Here is a 22,598-nt window from a genome sequence, read left to right as displayed (position 1 = left end):
CCAGCCGGCGCGGGAGTGCCGATGTCGAACCGTTCCGGTCAATATTCTGAGTCGTTGCTGCACCACGCCCATGATCACGGCAGGTTGCCGCCCCGGCATCCCGCCCAGCCACGGCCAGCAGCAAAAGCGCCGCCGACCCCAAGCAGCAGCTACACCATTGTGCATGCCGGCAAGCAGGTCCGGATCGGCCCGGTGGTGTTCTGGATCGTGGTCGGCACCGTGGTGGCGCTGGGCTGCTGGTCGGCCGCGACCGCGACCTATTTTGCATTTCGCGACGACGTGCTGACCCGGCTGATCGCCCGGCAGGCCGAAATGCAATACGCTTATGAGGACCGGATCGCGGAACTGCGCGCCAAGGTCGACCGCACCACCAGCCGGCAATTGCTCGACCAGGAGCAGTTCGACCAGAAGCTCGACCAGGTGATGCGGCGGCAGACGATGCTGGAATCCCGCACCAGCGCGCTGAGCGGATTGCCGGACATCGCGGTGACCGGCAGCATCAAGCCGACGCGCGGCGCATCGGCGCATGACACCGGCCGGTCCGCCATTCCCAAACCCTCCCCGATCAGCGACACCGTGACGTTCTCCGCGCCGCCGGATCGCGAGGCCCGGCTGGAATCCCGGATTCCCGCCGCGATCGCTGGTCCGCAGCCGAACCGTTTTGCCAAGATCCAGGGCCTCGACACGGTGATCGGGCGGCTGCAGACCTCGCTCGATCAGATCGAGCAACGCCAGTTCGCGGCGCTGAGCTCGGCCGAACAAAGCTACGAGTCCCGCGCCCGGCGGATGCGCGGCGTGCTCGAGGATCTCGGCCTCAACGCCGCCCATATGGACGCCGCGCCGCCGCAAAAAGGAATCGGCGGCCCCTTCGTGCCGGTGCCCAAGCCGAAGGCCAATGCCAGCGCCTTCGACCGACAGCTCTATCGGATCAGCATCAGCCGCGCCCAGGTCGAACGCCTGAACCGCACCCTGGCGCTGGTGCCCTATCGCAAGCCGGTGCTCGGTCACGTCGAATTCTCATCCGGCTTCGGCATCCGCACCGACCCGTTCCTGGGCCGGCCGGCGATGCATACTGGGCTCGATTTCCGCGCCAGCATGGGCGACCCGGTGCGCGCCACCGCGGCCGGCAAAGTCGTGTCGGCGGGCTGGAGCGGCGGCTATGGCCGCATGATCGAGATCGACCACGGCAACGGTCTGTCGACCCGCTACGGCCATCTGTCGCAGATCGACGTCAAGGTCGGCCAATCCATCAAAATCGGCGAGGTGATCGGCGCGGTCGGCTCCACCGGCCGCTCGACCGGTCCACATCTGCATTACGAGACCAGGATCGACGGCGAAGCGGTCGACCCGCAGAAATTCCTGCGCGCGGGGGTGCGGTTGAGCGCGGACGGATAGTCAGGTCGTCGCCGGCCTGGTCCGTGACACGATCTCGATCATCTTGCCCTCGTCCTCATCGGGCGCCGCCGCCTTGGCTTTGGCATAGGCTTCGACCGCAGCACGGCCGAGCGGCATATCGGGCAGCAGGCTCTCGGCGAGCCTGACCGCGTAATCGGCGTCCTTGTGCCGCAGCGCAGCCGTGAAGGTTGCGCCGGAAAAATCGCGCGCCACCATCCGTGGCGCATGGCGGATCACCTGAGGACTGGCAGCAACGCCGCTCTGGATCGCCTCCAGCACCAGTTTCATGTCGAGCCCAGCCTGCTCGGCCATCGCCAGGCCCTCGGCAAGGCCGGCGATCTGGATCGCGCCCATCAGATTGTTGATCAGCTTGTAGACCGTGCCCGCCCCGACCGCGCCGAAATGCCGGATGGTCGAACCGAGCGGCGCCAGATAGGGCCGCGCCTGGTCGAGATCGGCGGGGTCGGCGCCGACCAGCAGCGTCAGCTTGCCGCTGGCGGCGGCGTCCGGCAATCCTGTCACGGGGCAATCGATATAGACCAGGCCGCGCTTGCGCAGCTCGCGCGCCAGATCGAGCGCGTGTTGATACGACACGGTCGAGCATTCGATCGCCAGCGCGCCGGGCTTGGCGGTGGTCGCGGCACCCTGCTCACCCAGCCACACGGAATTGGAAGCGTCATCATCGGCGACCATGGTGACAATCGCATCGGCGCCCTGCGCGGCATCGGCCGGCGACGCCGCAAACCGCGCGCCGCGCGCGATCAGATCGTCCGCCTTGGCCTTGCTGCGATTCCACACCGCGACGCCGAATCCGGCGTCGAGATAGCACCCGGCCATGCCGTGCCCCATGCGTCCCAATCCGATGAACGCCCCAAGCGTCATGCGATCAGTCCACGTCGTCGATCTGCGGCGGCGGCGTGCCGAAGGCGCGCTGCGCCAGCGTCGCCGCCATGAAGTCGTCGATGTCGCCGTCGAGTACGCCCGACGTATCGGAGGTCTGAACCCCGGTGCGCAAATCCTTCACCATCTGATAGGGCTGCAGCACATAAGAGCGGATCTGGTGGCCCCAGCCGATTTCGGTCTTGGCGGCCTGATCGGCGGCGGCCTGCGCTTCGCGCTTTTTCAGCTCGATTTCATAAAGCCGCGCGCGCAGCATGTCCCAGGCCTGCGCCTTGTTCTTGTGCTGGGAGCGGCCGGCCTGACACACCACGGCGACGCCGGACGGAATATGGGTCAGCCGCACCGCGGATTCGGTCTTGTTGACGTGCTGACCGCCGGCGCCGCCCGAGCGCATGGTGTCGACGCGGACGTCGCTCTCGTTGATGTCGATCTTGATCGAATTGTCGACCACCGGGAAGATCGCCACGCTGGAAAACGAGGTGTGGCGCCGCGCGTTGGAATCGAAGGGCGAGATCCGCACCAGCCGATGCACGCCGGCCTCGGTCTTGAGCCAGCCATAGGCGTTGTGGCCGGAGATCTGGATCGTCGCCGATTTGATCCCGGCCTCTTCGCCCTGGGTCTCTTCCAGATATTCGATCTTGAAGCCGTGCTTCTCGGCCCAGCGGGTATACATCCGCAGCAGCATCGAGGCCCAGTCCTGGCTCTCGGTGCCGCCGGCGCCGGCATGGACTTCGAGATAGGAATCGAAGCGGTCGGCCTCGCCCGCCAGCAGCGCTTCCAGCTCGCGCCGCGCGATCTCTTTCTTCAGGCCCTTCAGCGCGGCCTCGGCTTCGAGCACCACGCCTTCGTCGTCCTCGGCCTCGCCGAGTTCGATCATTTCGACATTGTCGTCGAGCTCACGCTCGACCTTGCCGATGCCGGTCAGCGAATCCTCCAACGAGGTCCGCTCCTGCATCAGCTTCTGGGCGCTCTGGGGATCGTTCCAGAGATTGGGGTCTTCGGCGAGCTTGTTCAGCTCCGCCAGGCGTGCCGTGGCTGCATCGACGTCAAAGATGCCTCCTCAGCAGCCCGACTGACTGCTTGATCTCTTCGACGAGGCGTTCGATTTCTGGGCGCATGGTGACTCTCATGTGCGGCAGGGCCGCGAAATGCTGACAGGGATTTAGCGGCGACCGCGGCAAAGCGCAATCGCCGCGATCCCCGTCATCGGTCGCCCGGCGCTATTTCTGCGGCAGCGCGTAAGCCACCAGCGAATCGCCGACCGGGGTCTCCATGAAGTGGTGGCCGCCCGCCATGATCACGACGTATTGGCGGCCGTTGGCCTCATAGGTCATCGGCGTGGCCTGCCCGCCGGCCGGCAGCACGTCCTGCCACACCGTCTTGCCGGTCTCGATGTCGATAGCGCGAATCAGATTGTCGGTGGTGGCGGCGATGAAGATCAGGCCGCCCCCGGTCACCACCGCGCCGCCATTATTCGGCGTGCCGATCGTGATCGGCAGCATCGAGGGAATCCCGAACGGACCATTGGTGCGGGCCTGCCCGAGCGGACGGTCCCACAGGGTCTTGCCGGTCTTTAAGTCGATCGCCCGGATGCCGCCATAAGGCGGCTGCTTGCACAGCAGCCCGGTGACCGGCAAGCGCCAGCCGGCATTGACGTTGATCGCATAGGGCGCGCCGACCTGCGGATCGCCCGCGCCCTCGGCGCCGCCGATCTTGCCGCGCGCCTGATTGCGCGGCGCCCAGCCGAGCCGGTCGGCCTCGTCGCGTGGCACCAGCCGGTTATAATTCGGCATATCATTGTAGTTGGCGATGATGACGCCACGCTTCGGATCGACCGCAACGCCGCCCCAATCCGATCCGCCATTGTAGCCGGGATATTCCACCGAATGCCGGGCCGAGGTCGGTGGGGTGAACGGCCCGTCATAACTCGCCTTGCGAAACTGGATGCGGCAGATCATCTGGTCGATCGGCGACATGCCCCACATGTCGCGCTCGGTGAGCGCCGGCTTGGCGAGCGTATGATAGGTCGAGAACGGCTGGGTCTTGGCGCGTTGCGCGGGCTCGACGCCGCCCGGCGGCACCTGGCGCTCCACGACGTCGGCCAAAGGTTTGCCGGTGCGGCGATCGAGCATGAAGATGTCGCCGCGCTTGCTCGGTAGCACCAGCGCCGGGACGGTGCCGTCCGCGGTGGGATAATCCACCAGCGTCGCCTGCGAGCCGAGGTCGTAGTCCCAGACATCGTTGTGAACGGTCTGGAAATGCCACGCCGGCTTGCCGGTGGTGACATCGATCGCGACCAGCGAGGTGGCGAATTCCTTTTCGCGCTGCGAGCGCTCGCTGCTCCAATAGTCTCCGGCGGGCGCGCCGAGCGGCAGATAGACCAGTCCGAGCTGCTCATCGCCCGACGCCGTGGTCCACATATTCGGCGTTCCGCGGGTATAGGTCTGGCCCGGCGGCGGCGGCACCGGCGCATCGGGTTTGCCCATGTCCCAGGCCCAGCGCAACGCGCCGGTCACCGCGTCATAGCCCTGGATCACGCCGGATGGCGCGTCGAGCTTTTGACCGTCGAGCACTTGATGACCGACCACGATCACGCCGCGCACCACGGTCGGCGGCGAGGTGATCGAGAACATCCCCGGATCGTGCTCGCCGATTCCGATCGTGGTATCGACCTGTCCCTGCTCTCCGAAATCGGCGCATGGCTCGCCCGTCTTGGCGTCGACCGCGATGATCCGGGCATCCAGCGTCCCCTCGATGATCCGCGTCGCGCAGGCCTGCGCCGCATCGACATTGGGCGTCGCGTAGTACACGACGCTGCGGCAAGCGGCGGTGTAGGGAATGTTCTCGTCGGGCACTTTCGGATCGTAACGCCAGCGCTGGGTGCCGGTGCTGGCATCGAGCGCGATCATGATGTTCTTCGGGGTGCACAGATAGAGGCTGTCGCCGATCTTCAGCGGCGTGGTTTCGGCGCCGTATGTCCCCTTGGTCTTGGCATCGGGCAGATCGCCGGTATGGAAGATCCAGACTCGGGTCAGCTGAGCAACGTTGTCGGCGGTGATCTGATTGAGCGGCGAATAACGGCGCGCACTGTAGCTGCCGCCATAAGCGGGCCAATCCGCTCCGGTCTTGAGCGGCGACGGATCGGCCATCTGCTGCCGTGGCGCCGGCATCAGGCCGACCGCGGCCGACGCGGTGCGCGACTGTCCGAACATCGAGAATCCGCCGACCGCCACCACCAGAAGGCAGATTGCGGCCGCGATCGCGGCGGTGACGCCGCTGCTGCGCGAAGCCAGGCGCGGAGCCAGCGCCAGCACCGCAATCAGCAGCAACATCGGCCCGACAATGCGCGGCACCCAGGCCCAGCCATTGGCCCCAATCTCCCACCACGCCCAGACCAGGGTGAAAACAAACACCGCGACATAGACCCAGGCGCCGATCGCCCGCCGATCGGCGATGAGCGCGCCAGATGCGATCAGGCCAAGGCCGACCACCGGATAATAGAATGAGCCGCCGAGGCTCAGCAGCCAGACCCCGCCGACCGCCAGGACGACGCCAATCAGGATCATCAGGACACCGAGAGCGATCGCCGCCCAATCCGTTGCCGTTCGCGCGCGATCCATGCCGATATCCTCATCAATTGTCAGATGAGGGTGAAAGGCCACGCCGGCGAATTGGTTCCGCGATCAATCGCAGAACCGCTCATTTGAGCCGAGCCTTCGCCGCCAGCAACGCGATTTTATCCGCAGCAACAGCGGCGCGCGGATGGTCTAGTACAGCCCGCCGGTGCCGGAGCGCAGGATGGTGCGGTCGGCATCCGGAGAGACCGTTTGCGAGCGCCCGTCATAATCGGCCACGCCGATCGCCGAGTAATTATCCGGCGGCGCGGTGCCCGGCTTGAAGGCCTCGAGGATGGTCTTGGGATCGCCGGGTCCGGCGCGCATCCCGGTTGCCGAGTCGACCCTGATCAGCTTGATGCCGGCCGGCACGCGGAACGGAACGGCGGGCTTGTCGACCAGCGCCAGCTTCATGAAATCGCGCGCGATCGGCGCCGCCAGATGGCCGCCGGTGCCGCCCCTGCCGAGATTGCGCGGCTTGTCGTAACCGACATAGACGCCGACCACGAGATCGGGCGAAAAGCCGATGAACCAGGCATCCTTTTCGTCATTGGTGGTGCCGGTCTTACCGGCAATCGGCTTGCCGACGTCGCGCATCACGGTGGCGGTGCCGGCCTGGACCACGCCTTCCATCATCGAGGTGATCTGATAGGCCGTCATCGGGTCGAGCACCTGCTCGCGGCGGTCGATCAGTTGCGGCTCGGGCTGATTGTGCCAGCCTTCCGGCGCATCGCAACCACGGCATTCGCGGGCGTCGTGCTTGTAGATGGTGTGGCCGTAGCGATCCTGAATCCGGTCGATCAGCGTCGACTTCACCCGACGCCCGCCATTGGCGAACATCGAATAGGCGGTGACCATCCGCATCACCGTGGTCTCGCCGGCGCCCAGCGCGTAGGACAGATAATTCGGCAATTCGTCATAGACGCCGAACCGCTTGGCGTATTCGCCGATCAGCGGCATGCCGACGTCCTGGGCCAACCGCACCGTCACGGTATTGAGCGAGCGCCGCAGCGCGTTGCGCAACGTGGTCGGGCCGTAGAACTTCCCGGTCGAGTAGTTTTCCGGCCGCCAGACCCCGGCGCCCTGCCCCTGATCGATTTCGATCGGCGCGTCGACCACCACGGTCGAGGGCGTATAGCCATTGTCCATCGCCGCCGAATAGACGATCGGCTTGAACGACGAGCCCGGCTGCCGATAGGCTTGGCTGGCGCGGTTGAACTGGCTCTGGTCGAACGAGAAGCCGCCGACCATCGCCAGCACGCGGCCGGTCCACGGGTCCATCGCCACCATCGCGCCGGAGACTTCCGGCAGCTGGCGCAGACGATACTGGCCTTCGACCACGCTGCCGTCCTTGGCGAGCAAGGGGTCGGCATAGATGATGTCGCCGGGCGACAGCACTTCCGAAACCGTCTTGGGAGTCTTGCCGCGCTTGGGTCCCGCGGCGGCCTTGGCCCATTTGACGCCGTCGATGGTGATGATCCCGGTTTCGCGATCCTTGGATATCGCGCCGCCGAGTTCGCGACCCGGCTGGAATCCGATCCGGGCCGACTTTTCGCCGCTCTCGAGCACCACGGCCATGCGCCACGGCGAGATGTCCGACAGCGATTTGACGTCGGCGAGCTTGACGCCCCAGTCGCCGGTGATGTCGAGCTGCTTGATCGGGCCGCGCCAGCCATGGGCCTCGTCGTAGCGCACCATGCCGGCGGTCATGGTCTTGCGAGCCTCCACCTGCAGCTTCGGATCGAGCGTGGTGCGCACCGACAAGCCGCCCTCATACAGCTTCTTCTCGCCATAGCGCTCCAGCACGTCGCGGCGCACCTCCTCGGCAAAATATTCGCCGGCGAAAGTGTGGGCGTTGTTGCCGCGGTTGGTGACGACCAACGGGTCCTTGCGGGCCTTGTCGGCGTCGGCCTGCTTGATCCAGCCATTCTCCAACAGCCGGTCGATCACATAATTGCGGCGTTCGACCGCCCGGGCGTGGTTGCGGATCGGGTGCAGCGCCGCGGGCGCCTTCGGCAGCGCCGCCAGATAGGCGGCTTCGGCGACGGTGAGTTCGTTGACGGATTTGTCGAAATACACCAGCGATGCCGCGGCGACACCATAAGCGCCGAGACCGAGATAGATCTCGTTCAGATACAATTCGAGGATCTTGTCTTTGGAATAGGCGCGCTCGATCCGCATCGCCAGCAAGGCTTCCTTGATCTTGCGGGTGAACGACACCTCGTTGGTCAGCAGGAAGTTCTTGGCGACCTGCTGGGTGATGGTGGACGCGCCCTGCGGCCGACGGCCAGAGCCGTAGTTCTGCGCATAAAGCAGCGCGGCCCGCGCCATGCCGACATAGTCGATGCCACCGTGCTCGTAGAAATTCTTGTCCTCGGCGGCCAGGAAAGCGTTGATCACCAGCTTCGGCACCGCCTGGATCGGCAGATAGAGTCGGCGTTCCTTGGAATATTCGCCGAGCAGCGCGCCGTCCGCGGCGTGGACCCGCGTCATCACCGGCGGCTCATAATCCTGCAGCTGCGAATAGTCCGGCAAGTCCTTGGAGTAATGCCAGATCAGCCCGGCGGCGGCGGCCACGCCGACCAGAAACACGATGGTCCCGGCGGCAAACAGAAACCCCATAAACCGCAGCAGCAAGCGCATTCGAAAATATCCGTTTCAGTTCAAGTGCCGGGTCTGGCGCCCAGGAGCCCATCGGCGCCCCAGATCTGCGACGCGCGGCGATTCGTCCAGTCGCAGCCAACGCAGTTTTAACCGATTATGCAAACCGCACGCGGAGCGTTTGCGGGTTTATAGAACGCCCGCTGTGGCCAAACTAGGGCTCCGCCGCCGCGCTATCGAGGGTTTTTCAGTTCCGCCCGCCGGCCGCCACCACGCGCTTGGCCAGAAAGGAATCGATCGCCTTGGCCACCGACGCCACCGTCTTGGCCCGCCAGCTGTCCGAAATCAGGTGCTTCAGATCGCCCTTGTTGGAGACGTAGCCCAATTCGAGCAGCACCGAGGGCACGTCGGGTGCTTTCAGCACCTTGAAGCCGGCGGATTTCAGCGGGTGTTTGTGCAGCCTTGTGGCGGTTTTCATCTCGCCCATCAACTGCCGGGCAAAGCGATTGGAAAAGGTCCGGGTCTCGCGCTGGGCGAGGTCGATCAGGATATCGGCGACGTCAGTCGGCTCCTCGGTCAGATTGACCCCGCCGATGGCGTCGGCCTTGTTCTCCGCCTCCGCCAGCCGCTCGGCCTCGGCATCCGACGCCCTGTCCGACAATGTATAGATCGTGGCGCCCTGCGCGTCGCCCTCGCTGCGCGGCAATGAATCGGCATGGATCGACACGAACAGCGATGCCGCGTTCGCCCGGGCGATATTCACCCGCTCGGCGAGCGGAATGAAAGTGTCGTCGGTCCGGGTCATCACCACCCGGTATTTGCCGGCGGCGCGGATTCGCTCGCGCAGCGCCAACGCGAAATCCAGCACCAGATTCTTCTCGACGATGCCGTTGCCGGCGGCCTGTGTGCCATTGTCGATCCCGCCATGGCCGGGGTCGATCACCACCACCGGCCGCGGATCAGCCTCGGCGGCGTCGGTTGGCGGCACTGGCAGCACCACCGAGGCTTCGACGACGCCGACAGCCGGGCGCAATTTGGGGCGGCTCTCCGCAGCCAGCGATTGCGTGAAGGTCTCGCTATCGACCGATTCAAGCTCGACCACCAAGCGCGGCGGCTGGCCGTTGGCCGCGTCCAGAACATAGGATTTGGCGATCTTCGCCGGCCCGGTGAGATCCAGCACGATCCGCGACCCGCCGGGCATCACCAGGCCATAACGGAAGGCCTTGACCAGCCCGCGACCAGTGGCGCCAGCGCCGGCCGGCAACCGGAAGTTGATCTGCGGCAGATCCAGCACCACGCGGTAGGGATCGGCAAGCGTGAAGGCGCGCACCGGGAATTTCTGATCGAGGTCGACAATGAAACGGGTTTGCTTGTCGTCGCCGGCCAGGCGCACGTCGGAGGCCAGAGGAAAATTACCGGCGCTCACCGAGCCGGTCGAATCGGGATCGGCCGCGGTGGCCCCGATCGCGGAACCACACAGCAATGCTGCGGCGCACGCAAAAATTGCGCCCAACAAAACAAAATGATTTGTGCGGCCCGACAACGAATCCCGTCCCTCCGACTGCTGTTTTACCGCAATAGAACCGTACGGTTAACCGAAGCTTAAAGGTCGGAAGGCGATTGAGACCGGGTGTTGCCAGCGGGCTACGCTTCCCTTGCAAGCGCGATCCATTCCACGTATGAATCGAGGGCTGACGGTCTAAACTCCCGGTTGTGTCGCGTTCAGCCTCCCGGTGCAGCGCCGAATCCCTCCCACAATGCTAACGGGATTTAGCGTTTTTCCGTCCGCTCCCCAGCCAGCGCAGCGCGCGGCTGAGCAGGAGCGGCGGTGCAGCCCGAGCGGCGTCTGGTCCCAGGTCATTTTTGCTCCAGGGGCGGTTCAGACACTTCATGACCGATCATTTTCGGCCTCTTGGTCGGAGATTTCCACAGCTGGCGAGCGCTTCGGCGCGGCGCCGGTCCTTCAGCAAGAAGACACGGCGGACGATTTGCCGCCAATCTGTTCAGACGGGCCGACGCTTGATGCGCCACAGTGTGATGCCGACCAAGACCCAAGCAACGGCCGCGCCGATGCGAAGCGAAAGCTTCGCTCGTCGCAATGGCCCGGGTTCAGTGTCGGCGCGGCGCCCCGGGTTGCGTTTCGGCCTTCCCCTCACCCCCGAATCAGGTGGACGCTCGCATCCTCCGACCGCGCGATTTGCGCGTGTCGTCATGCGCGCATTCCGCCGCCAAGAGTTCAAAAATGCCCAACAAAATGTTGATCGACGCCACCCACCCGGAAGAGACCCGGGTGGTTGTGGTCCGTGGCAATCGCGTCGAAGAGTTTGATTTCGAGACCGCCCAGCGCAAACAACTGCGTGGCAATATCTATCTCGCCAAGGTCACCCGGGTCGAGCCGTCGCTGCAGGCCGCGTTCATCGAATATGGCGGCAATCGCCACGGCTTTCTCGCTTTCAGCGAAATTCATCCGGATTATTACCAGATCCCGGTCGCCGACCGTCTGGCGCTGATCGAGGCCGACGAACGCGCCCACCGCGAAGCCGAAGAAGAGACCGAAAACCGCTCCAATCGCCGCCGTCCGCGGCACCGCAGTCAGCGCCGCCGCGGCAGTGGCGAGCGGGTGCAGAGCGACATCGTCGAAGGCGCCAGCCTGGATCCGTCGCAGGCCGAACAGCCGCATGAGGATCATGCCGAGCAGGCTTTGCTTGGTCATCAGCATGCCGAGCACGAACAGGCCGAGCCAGGGACGGTCGGCGCTCATGATGCCGAGCCGCGCCACGATGCAACGCCCGCGCAGCCGACCGCTGCCGACGCCTCATCGGGTGACGAAACCAGCGCCGACGCGGCGCCTGCCGCCGAATCGCCGGCCGAGACGCCAGCCGACGCAACACCAATCCTGGCCACCGCCGTCGCACCGATCGTGCCGAACGAATTCGACGCCGGTCAGCAGCCGGCCGGCGGCGCCGAGACCGCGCCGGTCAGCGCGACCGAAGCCGACGACAGCGACGCACGCGACATTGAAGCACGCGACAGCGAAGCTCATGACGACGACGCGCATGGCGACGACGATCACCACGAGGCGGATCATCACGACGGCGACCATCATGCCGACGCCCACGACGCCGATGATGAGGACGAAGACGACGAAGACGAAGATGATGAAGCCGATGCCGAGGAAGACATGGTCGAGTCGGTCGGCGGCGACGACGTGCTCGAGGAAGTGCCGGAGCGTGCCTTCCGGCCGCGTCGGCAGTACAAGATTCAGGAAGTCATCAAGCGTCGCCAGGTGATGCTGGTGCAGGTGGTCAAGGAAGAGCGCGGCAACAAGGGCGCGGCGCTGACCACCTATCTGTCGCTGGCTGGCCGTTATGCCGTCTTGATGCCCAACACCGCGCGCGGCGGCGGCATCAGCCGCAAGATCACCTCGGCGCAGGATCGCTCGCGCCTCAAGGATGTGGTGTCGGACCTCGACGTGCCGGAGGGCATGGGCATCATCCTGCGCACCGCGGGCGCCTCGCGCACCAAGCCGGAAATCAAGCGCGACTTCGAATATCTGATCCGGATGTGGGAAACCGTCCGCGACATGACGCTGAAGTCGCAGGCCCCGACCCTCGTTTACGAGGAAGGCTCGCTGATCAAGCGCTCGCTGCGCGACCTCTACAACAAGGAAATCGACGAGATCCAGGTCGCCGGCGAAGCCGGTTACCAGGAAGCGCGCGACTTCATGCATATGCTGATGCCGTCCAACGTCCGGGCGGTGAAGCTGTATCGCGACGGCCAGCCGCTGTTCTCGCGGATGGGGGTCGAGAGCCAGCTCGACGCGATGTTCTCGCCGACCGTGCAACTGCGCTCCGGCGGCTACATCGTCATCAACCAGACCGAGGCACTGGTCTCGATCGATGTCAATTCGGGGCGCTCCACCCGCGAGCACCACATCGAGGATACCGCGCTCAAGACCAATCTGGAGGCCGCGGAAGAAGTGGCGCGACAGCTGCGGCTGCGTGACCTCGCCGGCCTGATCGTGATCGATTTCATCGACATGGATGAGAAGCGCAACAACCGCTCGGTCGAACGCAAGATGAGCGATTGCCTGCGGCAGGATCGCGCCCGCATCCAGGTCGGGCGGATCTCGCATTTCGGCCTGTTGGAAATGTCGCGACAGCGGATCCGCGCCAGCGTGTTGGAGAGCTCGACCGAGCCCTGCCCGCAATGCGGCGGCTCCGGTCACGTCCGTTCGGTCTCCTCGGTGGCGCTGCAATTGCTGCGCGGACTTGAAGAGATCCTGATGAAGGGCGCGACCCACAACCTGATCGTGCGCACCCGCACCGACGTTGCGCTCTATGTGCTCAACCACAAGCGCGGCCATCTGCGCGACCTCGAAAACAGCTTCAAGGTCTCGCTGGCGGTGATCGCCGACGCGACCGTCACCGCGCAGCAGTCCTTCGTGATCGATCGCGGCGAGCAGATCCACACGCTGGAGGCCGCCAAGGCGGTGCTGGCGGCGCAGGTCGCGGCATTCCCGCCGGCGCTCGACGAACCCTATGACGACGACGAGCAGTTCGAATTCGAGGCCGAAATCGAAACCGACGAGACCGTCGGCCTGAGCGACGACGCGTCATCCGATCAGGCCTCGAGCGAGGCCTCGGGCGACAGCGAAACCGACGCCGACGGGCGCAAACGCAAGCGGCGTCGTCGCCGACGCAGCCGCACCGGCGAGCCCCGTGAGGGCAGTTCGGCGCGCGACGATGGCGATGACGCGCCGCGGGCAGCCGACGCGCCGGAGGGCGACGCCGTCGCCGAGGGCGACGATGGCGCGGATGATGGATCCGAAGGTCCGGACGATCAGGACGGTGAACCTCGCTCCGCCGACCAGACGGCCGATGGCGAGCGCCGGCCGCGTCGCCGCGGTCGCCGTGGCGGACGGCGCCGTCGTGGCGGCCCGGAAGACGGCCTCTCCGGCTCGATCGGTGACGAACTCGGACCGACCACCGCTCCGGAATCCACCTATGCGGTGGCCGATATGGACGGCATGGCGCCGGAACCGCAGCCCTTCGATACGCCGCAGGACGAGGCTCCGCGGCCAACCGAAATGCCGCGCGAGATCGCGAGCGACTCGGCAAGCGAGCCGGTGACCGCCAGCGAACCCAAGCAGGATGTCGTCAGCGAGCAGCCGCTCGCCGTCGCACCAGCGCAGCCGGTCCGGGAAGAACCCAAGCCGGCTCAGGATGACGGCGCCCGCGACGCGGAAAAGGAAAAGGCGCGTCGGCGCTCCACCGTCCGCGAAAAGGTGAACTTCGCCTCGGCCGAACCGCAGCAGGTCGCAGCAGAGCCACAGCCGGTTGCTGAGCCTGCACCGGCTGCCGAGCCTGTCGCTCCGGAAGCCGCGCCTGCCGCCCCGGAAGCCGCCACCGAGGCCCAGCCCCGCAAGGCCGGCTGGTGGTCGCGCGTCCTCGGCAACGACTGACAACAGGTTCAGCGTCTGAATCAGAAAAGCCGCCCGGCAAAACCGGGCGGCTTTTTTAATGGCACGCGATTGGCGTGGCAGACGGGGGCTGCGGATCCAGTCGATCAAGCGGATGGCCAATCCAGATCGCCCGACCGAGCGCCAGCGAAAAGCCGCCCGGCACGACCGGACGGCTTCATTAGGTTCGGTACTGACGGCGGTCAGCCGGTGGTGACGGCGGTCTCGACATTAGACGGATCAATGGTCCGGTTCAGACTGGCGTGGAGCTTGTCGTGGTCGAGCTCGTTTTCCCACCACGATACAAACACGGTCGCAACGCCGTTGCCGGTGATGTTGGTCAGCGCCCTCACCTCGCTCATGAACTTGTCGACCGAGAACACGATCGCCATGCCCGGGACCAGCGCCGGGTTGACCGCCGACAACGTCGCCGCCAGCGTGATGAAGCCGGCGCCGGAAACGCCGCTGGCGCCCTTCGAGGTCAGCATCGCCACCAGCAGGATGGTCAGCTGCTCGGTCCAGGTCAGGTCGACGCCGAGCGCCTGGGCGATGAAGAGCGTCGCCAGCGTCATGTAGATGTTGGTGCCGTCGAGGTTGAAGGAATAGCCGGTCGGCACCACGAGGCCGACCACCGATTTCGAACAACCCAGCCGCTCCAGCTTCTCCATCAGCTGCGGCAGCGCGCTCTCCGACGAACTGGTGCCGAGCACGATCAGCAATTCGTCCTTGATGTAGCGCAGGAACTTGAAGATGTTGAAGCCGACGATCTTGGCGATGATGCCGAGCACGATCACCACGAACAGCGCCGCGGTGAGATAGAACACCGCGATCAGCCCGACCAGATTGCCAAGCGCCGCCGGACCAAATTTGCCGATGGTGAAGGCCATGGCGCCGAAGGCTCCGATCGGGGCCGCCTTCATGATGATGGAGATCACGCCGAACATCGCATGCGCGGTGTCGTCGATCACGTCACGGACGCGGTGACCGCGCGCGCCGAGCGTCAGCAGCGCGAAGCCGAACAGGATCGCAAACAGCAACACCTGCAGGATGTCGCCGCGCGCGAACGCGCCGACCACGCTGTCGGGGATGATGTTGAGCACGAAGTCGATCGATTTTTGCGCCTGCGCCTGCTTGACGTATTTGGCGACCGCCGCCGCATCCGGATGGACGCCGAGGCCTTCGCCCATCTTAAGCACGTTTCCGACCAGCAGCCCGAGGATCAAGGCAAATGACGAGACGATCTCGAAATACACCAGCGCCTTGACGCCGACGCGGCCGACCTTCCGGGCATCCTGGATATGGGCGATGCCGGAGACCACCGTGCAGAAGATGATCGGCGCGATCACCATCTTGATCAACTTGACGAAGCCGTCGCCGAGCGCCTTGACCCATTCATTGGTGGCGATATTGGGCCACAGCCAGCCCACCAGCACGCCGAACATGATCGCGATGATGACCTGGAGATAGAGAACCCTGTACCAGGGATTCGACGAGGTCGCGCGCACCGTCCCCCCGTTATCGACCACTACCGCCGTCATTCAAACTACTCCAGATCAAGTGCCTGTACGGATTGCAGAGAGACGCCCGAGCGCAGGCAGGCCGATCGGACGCACGTGTTCAATATGATGGGTGAGCCGTCCGCGATCAGCAGCCACGGCGGTCGAGCAGATGCCTTGTTGCGGGAAGCAGGGCTGCGCCCAGTGCATTTTTGACGAGCGCAGCCGCGATGAACGGCGCGACCCCGATTAGCCACGCCTTTTCCGCGCCGAGACGCAGACCAAAGGCAAGCCAGCCGAAACCGAGCCCCAGAATGGCGAGGTGACCCACGGCCATCGCCAGGAACAGAAGCAGCACCGAGCCGTCCCAGCCAAGTTCCGCCAGCGCACCGACGAGGAACGCCGCGACCACGAAGCCCGCGAGATAGCCGGCAGTCGGTCCCAGCAATGGCGCCAGCCCACCGACCGGCCCGGCGAAAACCGGCAATCCGATCGCGCCTTCGGCGAGATAGGCCAGCAACGTCGCCGTGCCCAGCCGCGCCCCATAGGCCGCGCCGATGATCAACACGACCAGCGTCTGAAGCGTCATCGGCACCAAAGGCAGCGGCAGCTTGACCTTAGCGGACAGCGTCAGCAGCGCGGTTCCCAGCGCCACCAGAACGACAGCGCGCAAAGCTTGCGACAACACGCCGACACCCGCGGGCCACACGAGGGCGCCGAGCGAACGGTGCGGACCGCCGACGAAAGGCGTCGCGGAGGGTAGTGTCGACACGGGATGTCTCCTGAAGGCGATCGCCCGGTGGTTGTGCCAGCCTATAGCGGCGAACAAGACCCCCGCGCAAGCCCGCATACTGGGCAGATCAGCGATGTGACATGCCGCCCTTTCCGAGCCAGCGGGTGATGCGGTCCACCGCGTCGCGCATGTCCTGCGCCGAGCGGGCATAGGAGAACCGCACATAGGCGCGGCCACGAACCGGATCGAAGTCGACTCCCGGAGTGGCGGCGACATGCGCCTCCTGCAACATCCGCTTGGTGAATTCAAAACTGTCGTCGGTGAATTTCGAGACGTCGGCGTAGAGATAGAACGCGCCGTCGGCGGGCAGGAAATCACCGAGCCCGGCCTGCGGCAGGCCCTCGATCAAAATCCGGCGGTTGGCCTCATAACCGTGCTTGACCGCCTCCATCTCGTCGCGGCCATCAAATGCCGCTTCGGCGGCGATCTGCGACAGCGTCGGCACCGAGATCGACAGATTTTGCTGCAGCCGTTCGATCGGACGTGCCAGCGCTTCGGGGACGATCATCCATCCGACCCGCCAGCCGGTCATGCAGAAATATTTCGAGAACGAATTGATCACCACCGCGTTCGGCGACAATTCCGCCGCGGTCACCGCCGGAAATGCGTAGTCGAGCCCGTGATAGATTTCGTCGGAGATGAAGCGGATGCCTTCGCGCTCGGCGATCGCGATCAGCTCGGTCAACGCCGGCCGTGTCATCATCGTGCCGGTCGGGTTGGCGGGGCTGGCGATCAGCACGCCCTTCAGCGGCGTCTTGCGATGCGCCGCCAGCAGCGCCTCGCCGGTCAGGGCGTGGCGGGTTTCGCCATGGGTCTCGATCAGCACCGGCTCGCAGCCCAGCGCGGTCAGGATATGGCGATACGGCGGATAGCCCGGCACCGTGACCGCGACCCGGTCGCCGGGTTCGAACAGCGACAGGAAGCCGAGGATGAAGGCCCCCGATGATCCCGTGGTGACGACGATCCTCGCCGGATCGACCGCGCAGCCATAGGCCTCGCGATAATGCCGAGCGATTCGCGCCCGCAGCGACGGCAATCCCAGCGCCGAGGTGTAATCGATCCGGCCGCCATCGAGCGCCGCATGGGTGGCGGCGATCGCGGTGCGCGGCGCCGGCGCCGCCGGCTGGCCGACTTCCATGTGAATGACATGGCCGCCGGCGGCTTCGATTTTTTCCGCCGCCGCCATCACGTCCATCACCATGAAGGCCGGAACATCGCTGCGCGCCGACGCCGCCATCAGGTCGCGCGCGCGCTTGGTCAGTGTCGCATCGAGCATCGAAATCTGCTATCCCCGGCTTTGCACCGGCAAAGATGCGGCGGACGCCGCACCGATGCCGCTATCGTCATTCCGAGCAGGGATACGCCCTCTTGCACCGATGGCCAATGCTTAAAGCCCTCTTTGAACACTCCCGTCACCGGCTGCGCAAAACGCTACGCGCGAAGCTATCGCAGAAGCTGTCGCAACTGACCGCGCTGGTGGTCGCCGCGGCGCTGATCATCGCGCCGGTTCCCGCGCTGGCTCAGCAGGCCAGCGGACCGTCGCTGCTGCGCGACACCGAAATCGAGCAATTGCTGCGCGATTACACGCGACCGATCCTGCGCGCTGCCGGCCTCGAAAAGCAGAACATCCAGGTGGCGATCATCAACAACAGCGCGTTCAACGCCTTCGTCGCCGACGGCCACCGGATTTTCGTCAATTACGGCGCGCTGCTGCAATCACAGACCCCCAATCAGCTGATCGGCGTGCTGGCGCACGAGACCGGCCATCTCGCCGGCGGCCATCTGTCGAAGCTGCGGCTGCAATTGGCGCGGGCGCAGACCCAGATGATCGTGGCGATGCTGCTGGGCGTCGGCGCCATGGTGGCCGGTTCCAGGAGCGGCTCCAATAGCGGCCTCGGCGAAGCCGGCGCCGCCGCGATCGCCGCGCCGCAGGAAGCGATCCGCCGCACGCTGTTGTCCTATCAGCGCCAGCAGGAAGAAAACGCCGACCGCGCCGGTGTCCGCTTCCTCACCGCCACCGGGCAATCCGCCAAGGGCATGTACGAGACCTTCAAGCGCTTCACCGATGAAAGCCTGTTCTCCGCGCGCGGCGCCGACCCCTACGTGCAGTCGCATCCGATGCCGGCCGAACGCGTCGCCGCGCTCGAGGGCATCGCCCGCTCCAGCCGCTTTTGGGACAAGATGGACGATCCGGCGCTGCAGCTGCGCCACGACATGATGCGCGCCAAGACCTCCGGCTTCATGGAGCGGCCCGAAACCGTGTACCGGCGCTATCCGCCCTCCGACACCTCGCTACCCGCCCGCTATGCGCGCGCGATCGCCAGCTATCTGCATGGCGATCCGCGCGCCGCGATCGGGCAGATCGATTCATTGATCCGGAGCGAACCGAACAATCCCTATTTCTACGAGTTGCGCGGCCAGGCGCTGCTCGAAGGCGGCAAGCCCGCGGAGGCGATCGCGCCGCTGCGCAAGGCGGTGACGCTGTCGCACGGTGCGCCGCTGATCGAGATGCTGTTGGGTCAAGCGCTGGTCGCCACCAACAACAAGGCCAACAGCGACGAGGCGATCCGGATTCTGCGTGCCGCGCTGGCGCGCGAGACCGAGGCGCCGCTTGGCTATGCACAACTGGCGATGGCCTATGGCCGCAAAGGCGACTATGCCGAGGCCGATCTGGCGTCGGCGCAAGCGGCGTTCCTGCGCGGCGACAACAAGACCGCGCGCGAGCTGGCCGCCCGCGCCAAGACTCGATTCGCGATCGGCTCGCCGGGCTGGGTCAAGGCCGACGACATTGTCGCAGCCAAGCCGCCGGGGAAAAATTAATCGCTGCACCGCAGAAGTGTCACGACATTCAAAAATTGGGTCGCAAAAGCGGCTTTTCCTTGAAAGCGCCGCGTTCACCTGAGAATTATAAGGTGATCCAAGTCACGGTTCATTCTGGATCGTCATGTTCTTGTTTGAAATTGATGACTGCATAGGTTTTGCTGGGTCATCGGCAACAATGAATTGGAAAGGCGCAATATGGCAGTTGAAAAATCAAAGGGTTCGATTCGCAAGGCAATTACCCGCGTGCTGGCGAGCGGCGTGCTGCTGGCAGTCTACGGACTCAGCTTGATCGCCACGACCGGCGCCGTCATGACTGCCGGCGTCACCGCAGCGCATGCCCAGCGTGGACGCGGTTGGGGTGGGCGCGGCCGTGGACGCGGCTGGGGTGGTCGGGGTCGCGGACGCGGCTGGGGCGGCCCGGGCGTCGGCGCGGCGATCGGCCTCGGGCTCGGCGCGGCGATGGTCGGCGGCGCGATCGCGGCTGGTCAAGCCGAGCGGAACAACGCAGTGGAGTATTGCCTGCAGCGTTACAAATCCTACGATCCGCGAAGCGGCACCTATCTGGGCTATGACGGCAACCGTCACCCGTGCCCATAACAAGATCGGCTTCGAGCGATCGAGCGATCCACTCGAAACCGTGAAGGCGCCTTACGCCGTGTTCCGACTGTGAAAGATTCGGCATAATTGCAAGCCGCGCGGCGGAATCGAACCACGATTCCGGTCGCGCGGCGAAGACTGATGATGACGGTTGATTGGGCGCATTTACCGTTGCCGAGATGACGGGCTAACCGCTCGTACGCAGGCCCGCATAGGCCCCCGCCGCAAGATTGCTGCGCATGGCTGTCAGGACCGACATCTCGCTTGACCCCGGTCAAGACACCCTCCACGACTCCAGATCATGCTGCGCTTTCCCAGCCAGTTTGAGGCTTGCACCCCGCGATCTGGTGCGGCTTCCATCGAACCATCAGGAGTAGATTACCTATGTCCCTTCATATCGGCGACACCGCGCCCGACTTTACCGTTCCCACCACCAAGGGTGAGATCTCGTTCCACGCCTGGGCCGCGGATTCCTGGGTGTTCTTCTTCAGCCACCCGGCCGATTTCACGCCGGTCTGCACCACCGAAATGGGCAGAACCGCCAAGCTCGCGCAGCAATTCGCCGCGCGCAACACCAAGCCGCTCGGCCTGTCGACCGATACGGTGGCGGAGCACCTGAAGTGGATCGACGACGTCAACGATACCCAGAAGACCGACCTGCAATTTCCGATCGTCGCCGACAAGGAGCTCAAGGTCGCCAAGCTCTATGACATGATCCACCCGAGCCAGAGCGATACCGCCGCGGTGCGCTCGGTATTCATCATCGATCCGAAGCACAAGATCCGCCTGACCATGACCTATCCGATGAATGTCGGGCGCAATTTCGATGAGATCCTGCGCGTCATCGACGCGCTGCAGCTGGCCGACCGCGAGAAGGTGGCCATGCCGGCGGACTGGCGTCCCGGCGACAAGGTGATCATTCCGCTGTCGATCACCGGCGACGCCGCGGTCAAGGCCTTCCCGCAAGGCTGGGACGAGCCGCGCCCCTATCTGCGCCTGACCAGCGTCAAGTAGCGCTCCACGCCTGGCCACCTGTTGGCCAGCCGGTTTGATGCCGCCGATTGCGGCTTCGATGCCTTAGGCCTCGAAGCCGCAATGCCTGATGCGCTGCAACATCGATCGCCGGGCCATTTCGGCTGACCGAATCGTGTTCATAAATTACACGTATTCCGTCGGCAGAACCGCTATGCAGGTTCCGAACCGCGTTCGTTTCAGCAAACCCACCTGCCCCAAGGGAATCGCCCATGCCTTCGCTTCGCCTGCTCGCCGCCGCCCTGTTCGCGCTCGCCGCCGTCGGCGCGCCACAGGCCGCCTCGGCGCAACAATTTACCGACGGTCAGCGCGGCCAGATCGAAAGCATCGTCAAGAACTACCTGCTGACCCATCCGGAGATTCTGGAGGAAGTGTCGGCCGAATTGAGCAAGCGCCAGGCCGCCGCCGAGGCCGAAAAGCATCAATCCGCGATCAGCGAGAATGCCAAGACCATCTTCGACTCGCCGCGCGGCGTCACCATCGGCAACAAAAATGGCGACGTCACCCTGGTCGAGTTCTTCGATTACAATTGCGGCTACTGCAAGCGCGCGATGAACGACATGCTGACGCTGATGAAGTCCGATCCCAAGCTGAAGGTCGTGCTGAAGGAATTCCCGGTGCTCGGGCCCGGCTCGGTCGAGGCCGCGCAGGTCGCGGTCGCGGTGCGGATGCAGGATCCCACGGGTGAGAAATATCTCGCCTTCCATCAGAAACTGCTCGGCGGTCGCGGCCAGGCCGACAAGGCCCATGCGATGGCCGCCGCCAAGGAGGCCGGACTCGACATGGCGAAGCTGGAAAAGGATTTCTCCAGCCCCGAAGTGCGCGCCACCATCGAGGAGAATTTCAAGCTCGCCGAAGCGATGGGCATGAACGGCACGCCGAGCTATGTGATCGGCAAGCAGGTCGTGGTCGGCGCGGTCGGCCTCGACACGCTGAAGGAAAAGGTCGGCATGGCCCGCTGCGGCAAGGCGGCCTGCTGAGCATCAGGTCTCGCAAAGTCGGATATGCCACGCAACGTCTGCGCCCGTTTGGGCGCAGGCCGCACGGGCCGCCCGGATCGGTCTATCAAACGCGGGGGGAACTAGAACGATCGGCCTCACCTCGCCGGCGAAGCAGCAATGTGGCCGGCTTGCGGGGCAGGACAGGAGGGTTGATCGCGACCTTCACGGTCGAGCGATCAATCGGGGCGCGCGCTACGACGGAAACTCGGTCTCGGCAACTTGGACCCGGTCGGCATGGAGCGACCACTCCTTGACCCGCTGCTTTTCGCAGAACTTCTTCTTGGCCAGCTCGGTCGCGTCTCCGCTATTAGCAGCCTCGATCTCGAGCAGGCTCTGGCAGATCTCGGCCTGCCTTCCATTCTCTCCGAGAATGTCCTTCATAAACCGCACCACGTAGCGAGCCATGACGCTTCTCCCGGGTGTTACACCATTCGTTGCTCTCATACATAGGTCGTCCTTGACAATAACCTAGACGAACCAGTCGCTGAAGTCGTGATTATTCTTGCCGTTCAACGAGCTCGCCGATGGCTTCGCAAGCGCCGCAAGCTCCAGTCCGGCGCGATGCGCGCGACAGGCCCGACGCAACGCAATAATCATTGGTGATCGCGAGCGAATGGAACAGGGAACTTATCGCCAGGCGATTTCAATAGTCCCTTGAGTCCCGCGGCGCCCGGCCATTGCCCGCGAAACCGGCCGCGGTTCCGGCCCCACCGCCCAGGCCCGCAGCCGCGCCATGAGGGCCCAGCGCGACGACGCCTCCGGTTCGCGGCGCGCGGGTCCACTGATGACCGCAGGTGGGCCGCGTGCAGCAGCAGCGCCCCGAGCTCGGCCAGCCACTCGGTTTGGCCGAAGCCGGCGTGGTTAGACCAACTGACGAGGACGCCC

General features: G+C 65.1%; 15 protein-coding genes. 6 read left to right on the top strand and 9 right to left on the bottom strand.

The window, feature by feature from the left end:
• Positions 1-21: 21 nt before the first annotated feature.
• A complete protein-coding gene (locus tag RBJ75_RS03750) occupies positions 22-1,395 on the top strand; it encodes a M23 family metallopeptidase (RefSeq protein ID WP_044418534.1) in 1,374 nt (457 codons plus the stop codon).
• On the opposite strand, the gene RBJ75_RS03745 is transcribed toward RBJ75_RS03750, so the two are convergent.
• The 5 genes from RBJ75_RS03745 to RBJ75_RS03725 form a co-directional block, all read right to left on the bottom strand.
• Positions 1,396-2,277, bottom strand: coding sequence for an NAD(P)-dependent oxidoreductase (locus RBJ75_RS03745; RefSeq protein ID WP_044418536.1), 882 nt, complete (start codon positions 2,275-2,277; stop codon positions 1,396-1,398).
• A gap of 4 nt (positions 2,278-2,281) precedes the next feature.
• A protein-coding gene (gene prfB / locus RBJ75_RS03740) for a peptide chain release factor 2 (protein ID WP_276156962.1) occupies positions 2,282-3,413 on the bottom strand; the annotation gives its coding sequence in 2 pieces (ribosomal slippage) (positions 2,282-3,343 and positions 3,345-3,413; 1,131 coding nt in all).
• Between the two features lie 102 nt (positions 3,414-3,515).
• Positions 3,516-5,915: a membrane-bound PQQ-dependent dehydrogenase, glucose/quinate/shikimate family gene (locus RBJ75_RS03735; protein WP_044415825.1), complete on the bottom strand. Its 2,400-nt coding sequence runs from the start codon at positions 5,913-5,915 to the stop codon at positions 3,516-3,518.
• A 147-nt stretch (positions 5,916-6,062) separates the two neighbouring features.
• Positions 6,063-8,552: a penicillin-binding protein 1A gene (locus tag RBJ75_RS03730; RefSeq protein ID WP_044415823.1), complete on the bottom strand. Its 2,490-nt coding sequence runs from the start codon at positions 8,550-8,552 to the stop codon at positions 6,063-6,065.
• 205 nt (positions 8,553-8,757) lie between these two features.
• Positions 8,758-10,053, bottom strand: a complete 1,296-nt coding sequence (locus RBJ75_RS03725) for an N-acetylmuramoyl-L-alanine amidase (protein WP_276156961.1) — start codon at positions 10,051-10,053, stop codon at positions 8,758-8,760.
• 699 nt (positions 10,054-10,752) lie between these two features.
• Between RBJ75_RS03725 and RBJ75_RS03720 the strand changes: the two genes are divergently transcribed.
• Positions 10,753-13,974 (top strand): ribonuclease E/G, encoded by a 3,222-nt coding sequence (locus RBJ75_RS03720; protein ID WP_044414403.1) that lies wholly within the window; start codon positions 10,753-10,755, stop codon positions 13,972-13,974.
• A gap of 200 nt (positions 13,975-14,174) precedes the next feature.
• Here RBJ75_RS03720 and RBJ75_RS03715 read toward each other — a convergent pair whose 3' ends face one another.
• The 3 genes from RBJ75_RS03715 to RBJ75_RS03705 form a co-directional block, all read right to left on the bottom strand.
• The gene (locus RBJ75_RS03715) at positions 14,175-15,509 is read right to left on the bottom strand and encodes a dicarboxylate/amino acid:cation symporter (protein WP_044414401.1); all 1,335 of its coding nucleotides are present in this window, start codon (positions 15,507-15,509) and stop codon (positions 14,175-14,177) included.
• A 106-nt stretch (positions 15,510-15,615) separates the two neighbouring features.
• Positions 15,616-16,176 (bottom strand): biotin transporter BioY, encoded by a 561-nt coding sequence (locus RBJ75_RS03710; RefSeq protein ID WP_044414405.1) that lies wholly within the window; start codon positions 16,174-16,176, stop codon positions 15,616-15,618.
• Positions 16,177-16,327: 151 nt separating this feature from the next.
• Positions 16,328-17,536 carry a pyridoxal phosphate-dependent aminotransferase gene (locus tag RBJ75_RS03705; RefSeq protein ID WP_044414399.1) on the bottom strand — a complete coding sequence of 403 codons (1,209 nt, stop codon included), beginning with the start codon at positions 17,534-17,536 and terminating at the stop codon, positions 16,328-16,330.
• Positions 17,537-17,643: 107 nt separating this feature from the next.
• Here RBJ75_RS03705 and RBJ75_RS03700 point away from each other — a divergent pair, with 107 nt between their 5' ends.
• The 4 genes from RBJ75_RS03700 to RBJ75_RS03685 all read left to right on the top strand — a co-directional run bounded on the left by RBJ75_RS03700 (position 17,644) and on the right by RBJ75_RS03685 (position 21,692).
• On the top strand, positions 17,644-19,080 hold the full coding sequence (locus RBJ75_RS03700; RefSeq protein WP_276156960.1) for a M48 family metalloprotease: 1,437 nt from the start codon (positions 17,644-17,646) through the stop codon (positions 19,078-19,080).
• A 198-nt stretch (positions 19,081-19,278) separates the two neighbouring features.
• Positions 19,279-19,680 (top strand): BA14K family protein, encoded by a 402-nt coding sequence (locus RBJ75_RS03695; protein WP_044416261.1) that lies wholly within the window; start codon positions 19,279-19,281, stop codon positions 19,678-19,680.
• 384 nt (positions 19,681-20,064) lie between these two features.
• Entirely contained in the window at positions 20,065-20,694 is a 630-nt protein-coding gene (locus RBJ75_RS03690) for a peroxiredoxin (RefSeq protein WP_044416258.1), read from the top strand.
• A 230-nt stretch (positions 20,695-20,924) separates the two neighbouring features.
• Positions 20,925-21,692, top strand: a complete 768-nt coding sequence (locus tag RBJ75_RS03685; protein WP_044416256.1) for a DsbA family protein — start codon at positions 20,925-20,927, stop codon at positions 21,690-21,692.
• A 213-nt stretch (positions 21,693-21,905) separates the two neighbouring features.
• Here the strand turns inward: RBJ75_RS03685 and RBJ75_RS03680 are convergent, their stop codons facing one another.
• Positions 21,906-22,118 (bottom strand): hypothetical protein, encoded by a 213-nt coding sequence (locus RBJ75_RS03680; protein ID WP_044416254.1) that lies wholly within the window; start codon positions 22,116-22,118, stop codon positions 21,906-21,908.
• Positions 22,119-22,598: the final 480 nt, after the last annotated feature.

This window comes from Rhodopseudomonas sp. BAL398, assembly GCF_033001325.1.
GTDB lineage: Bacteria > Pseudomonadota > Alphaproteobacteria > Rhizobiales > Xanthobacteraceae > JARJEH01.
This window is presented reverse-complemented; position numbering and strand designations above follow the sequence as displayed.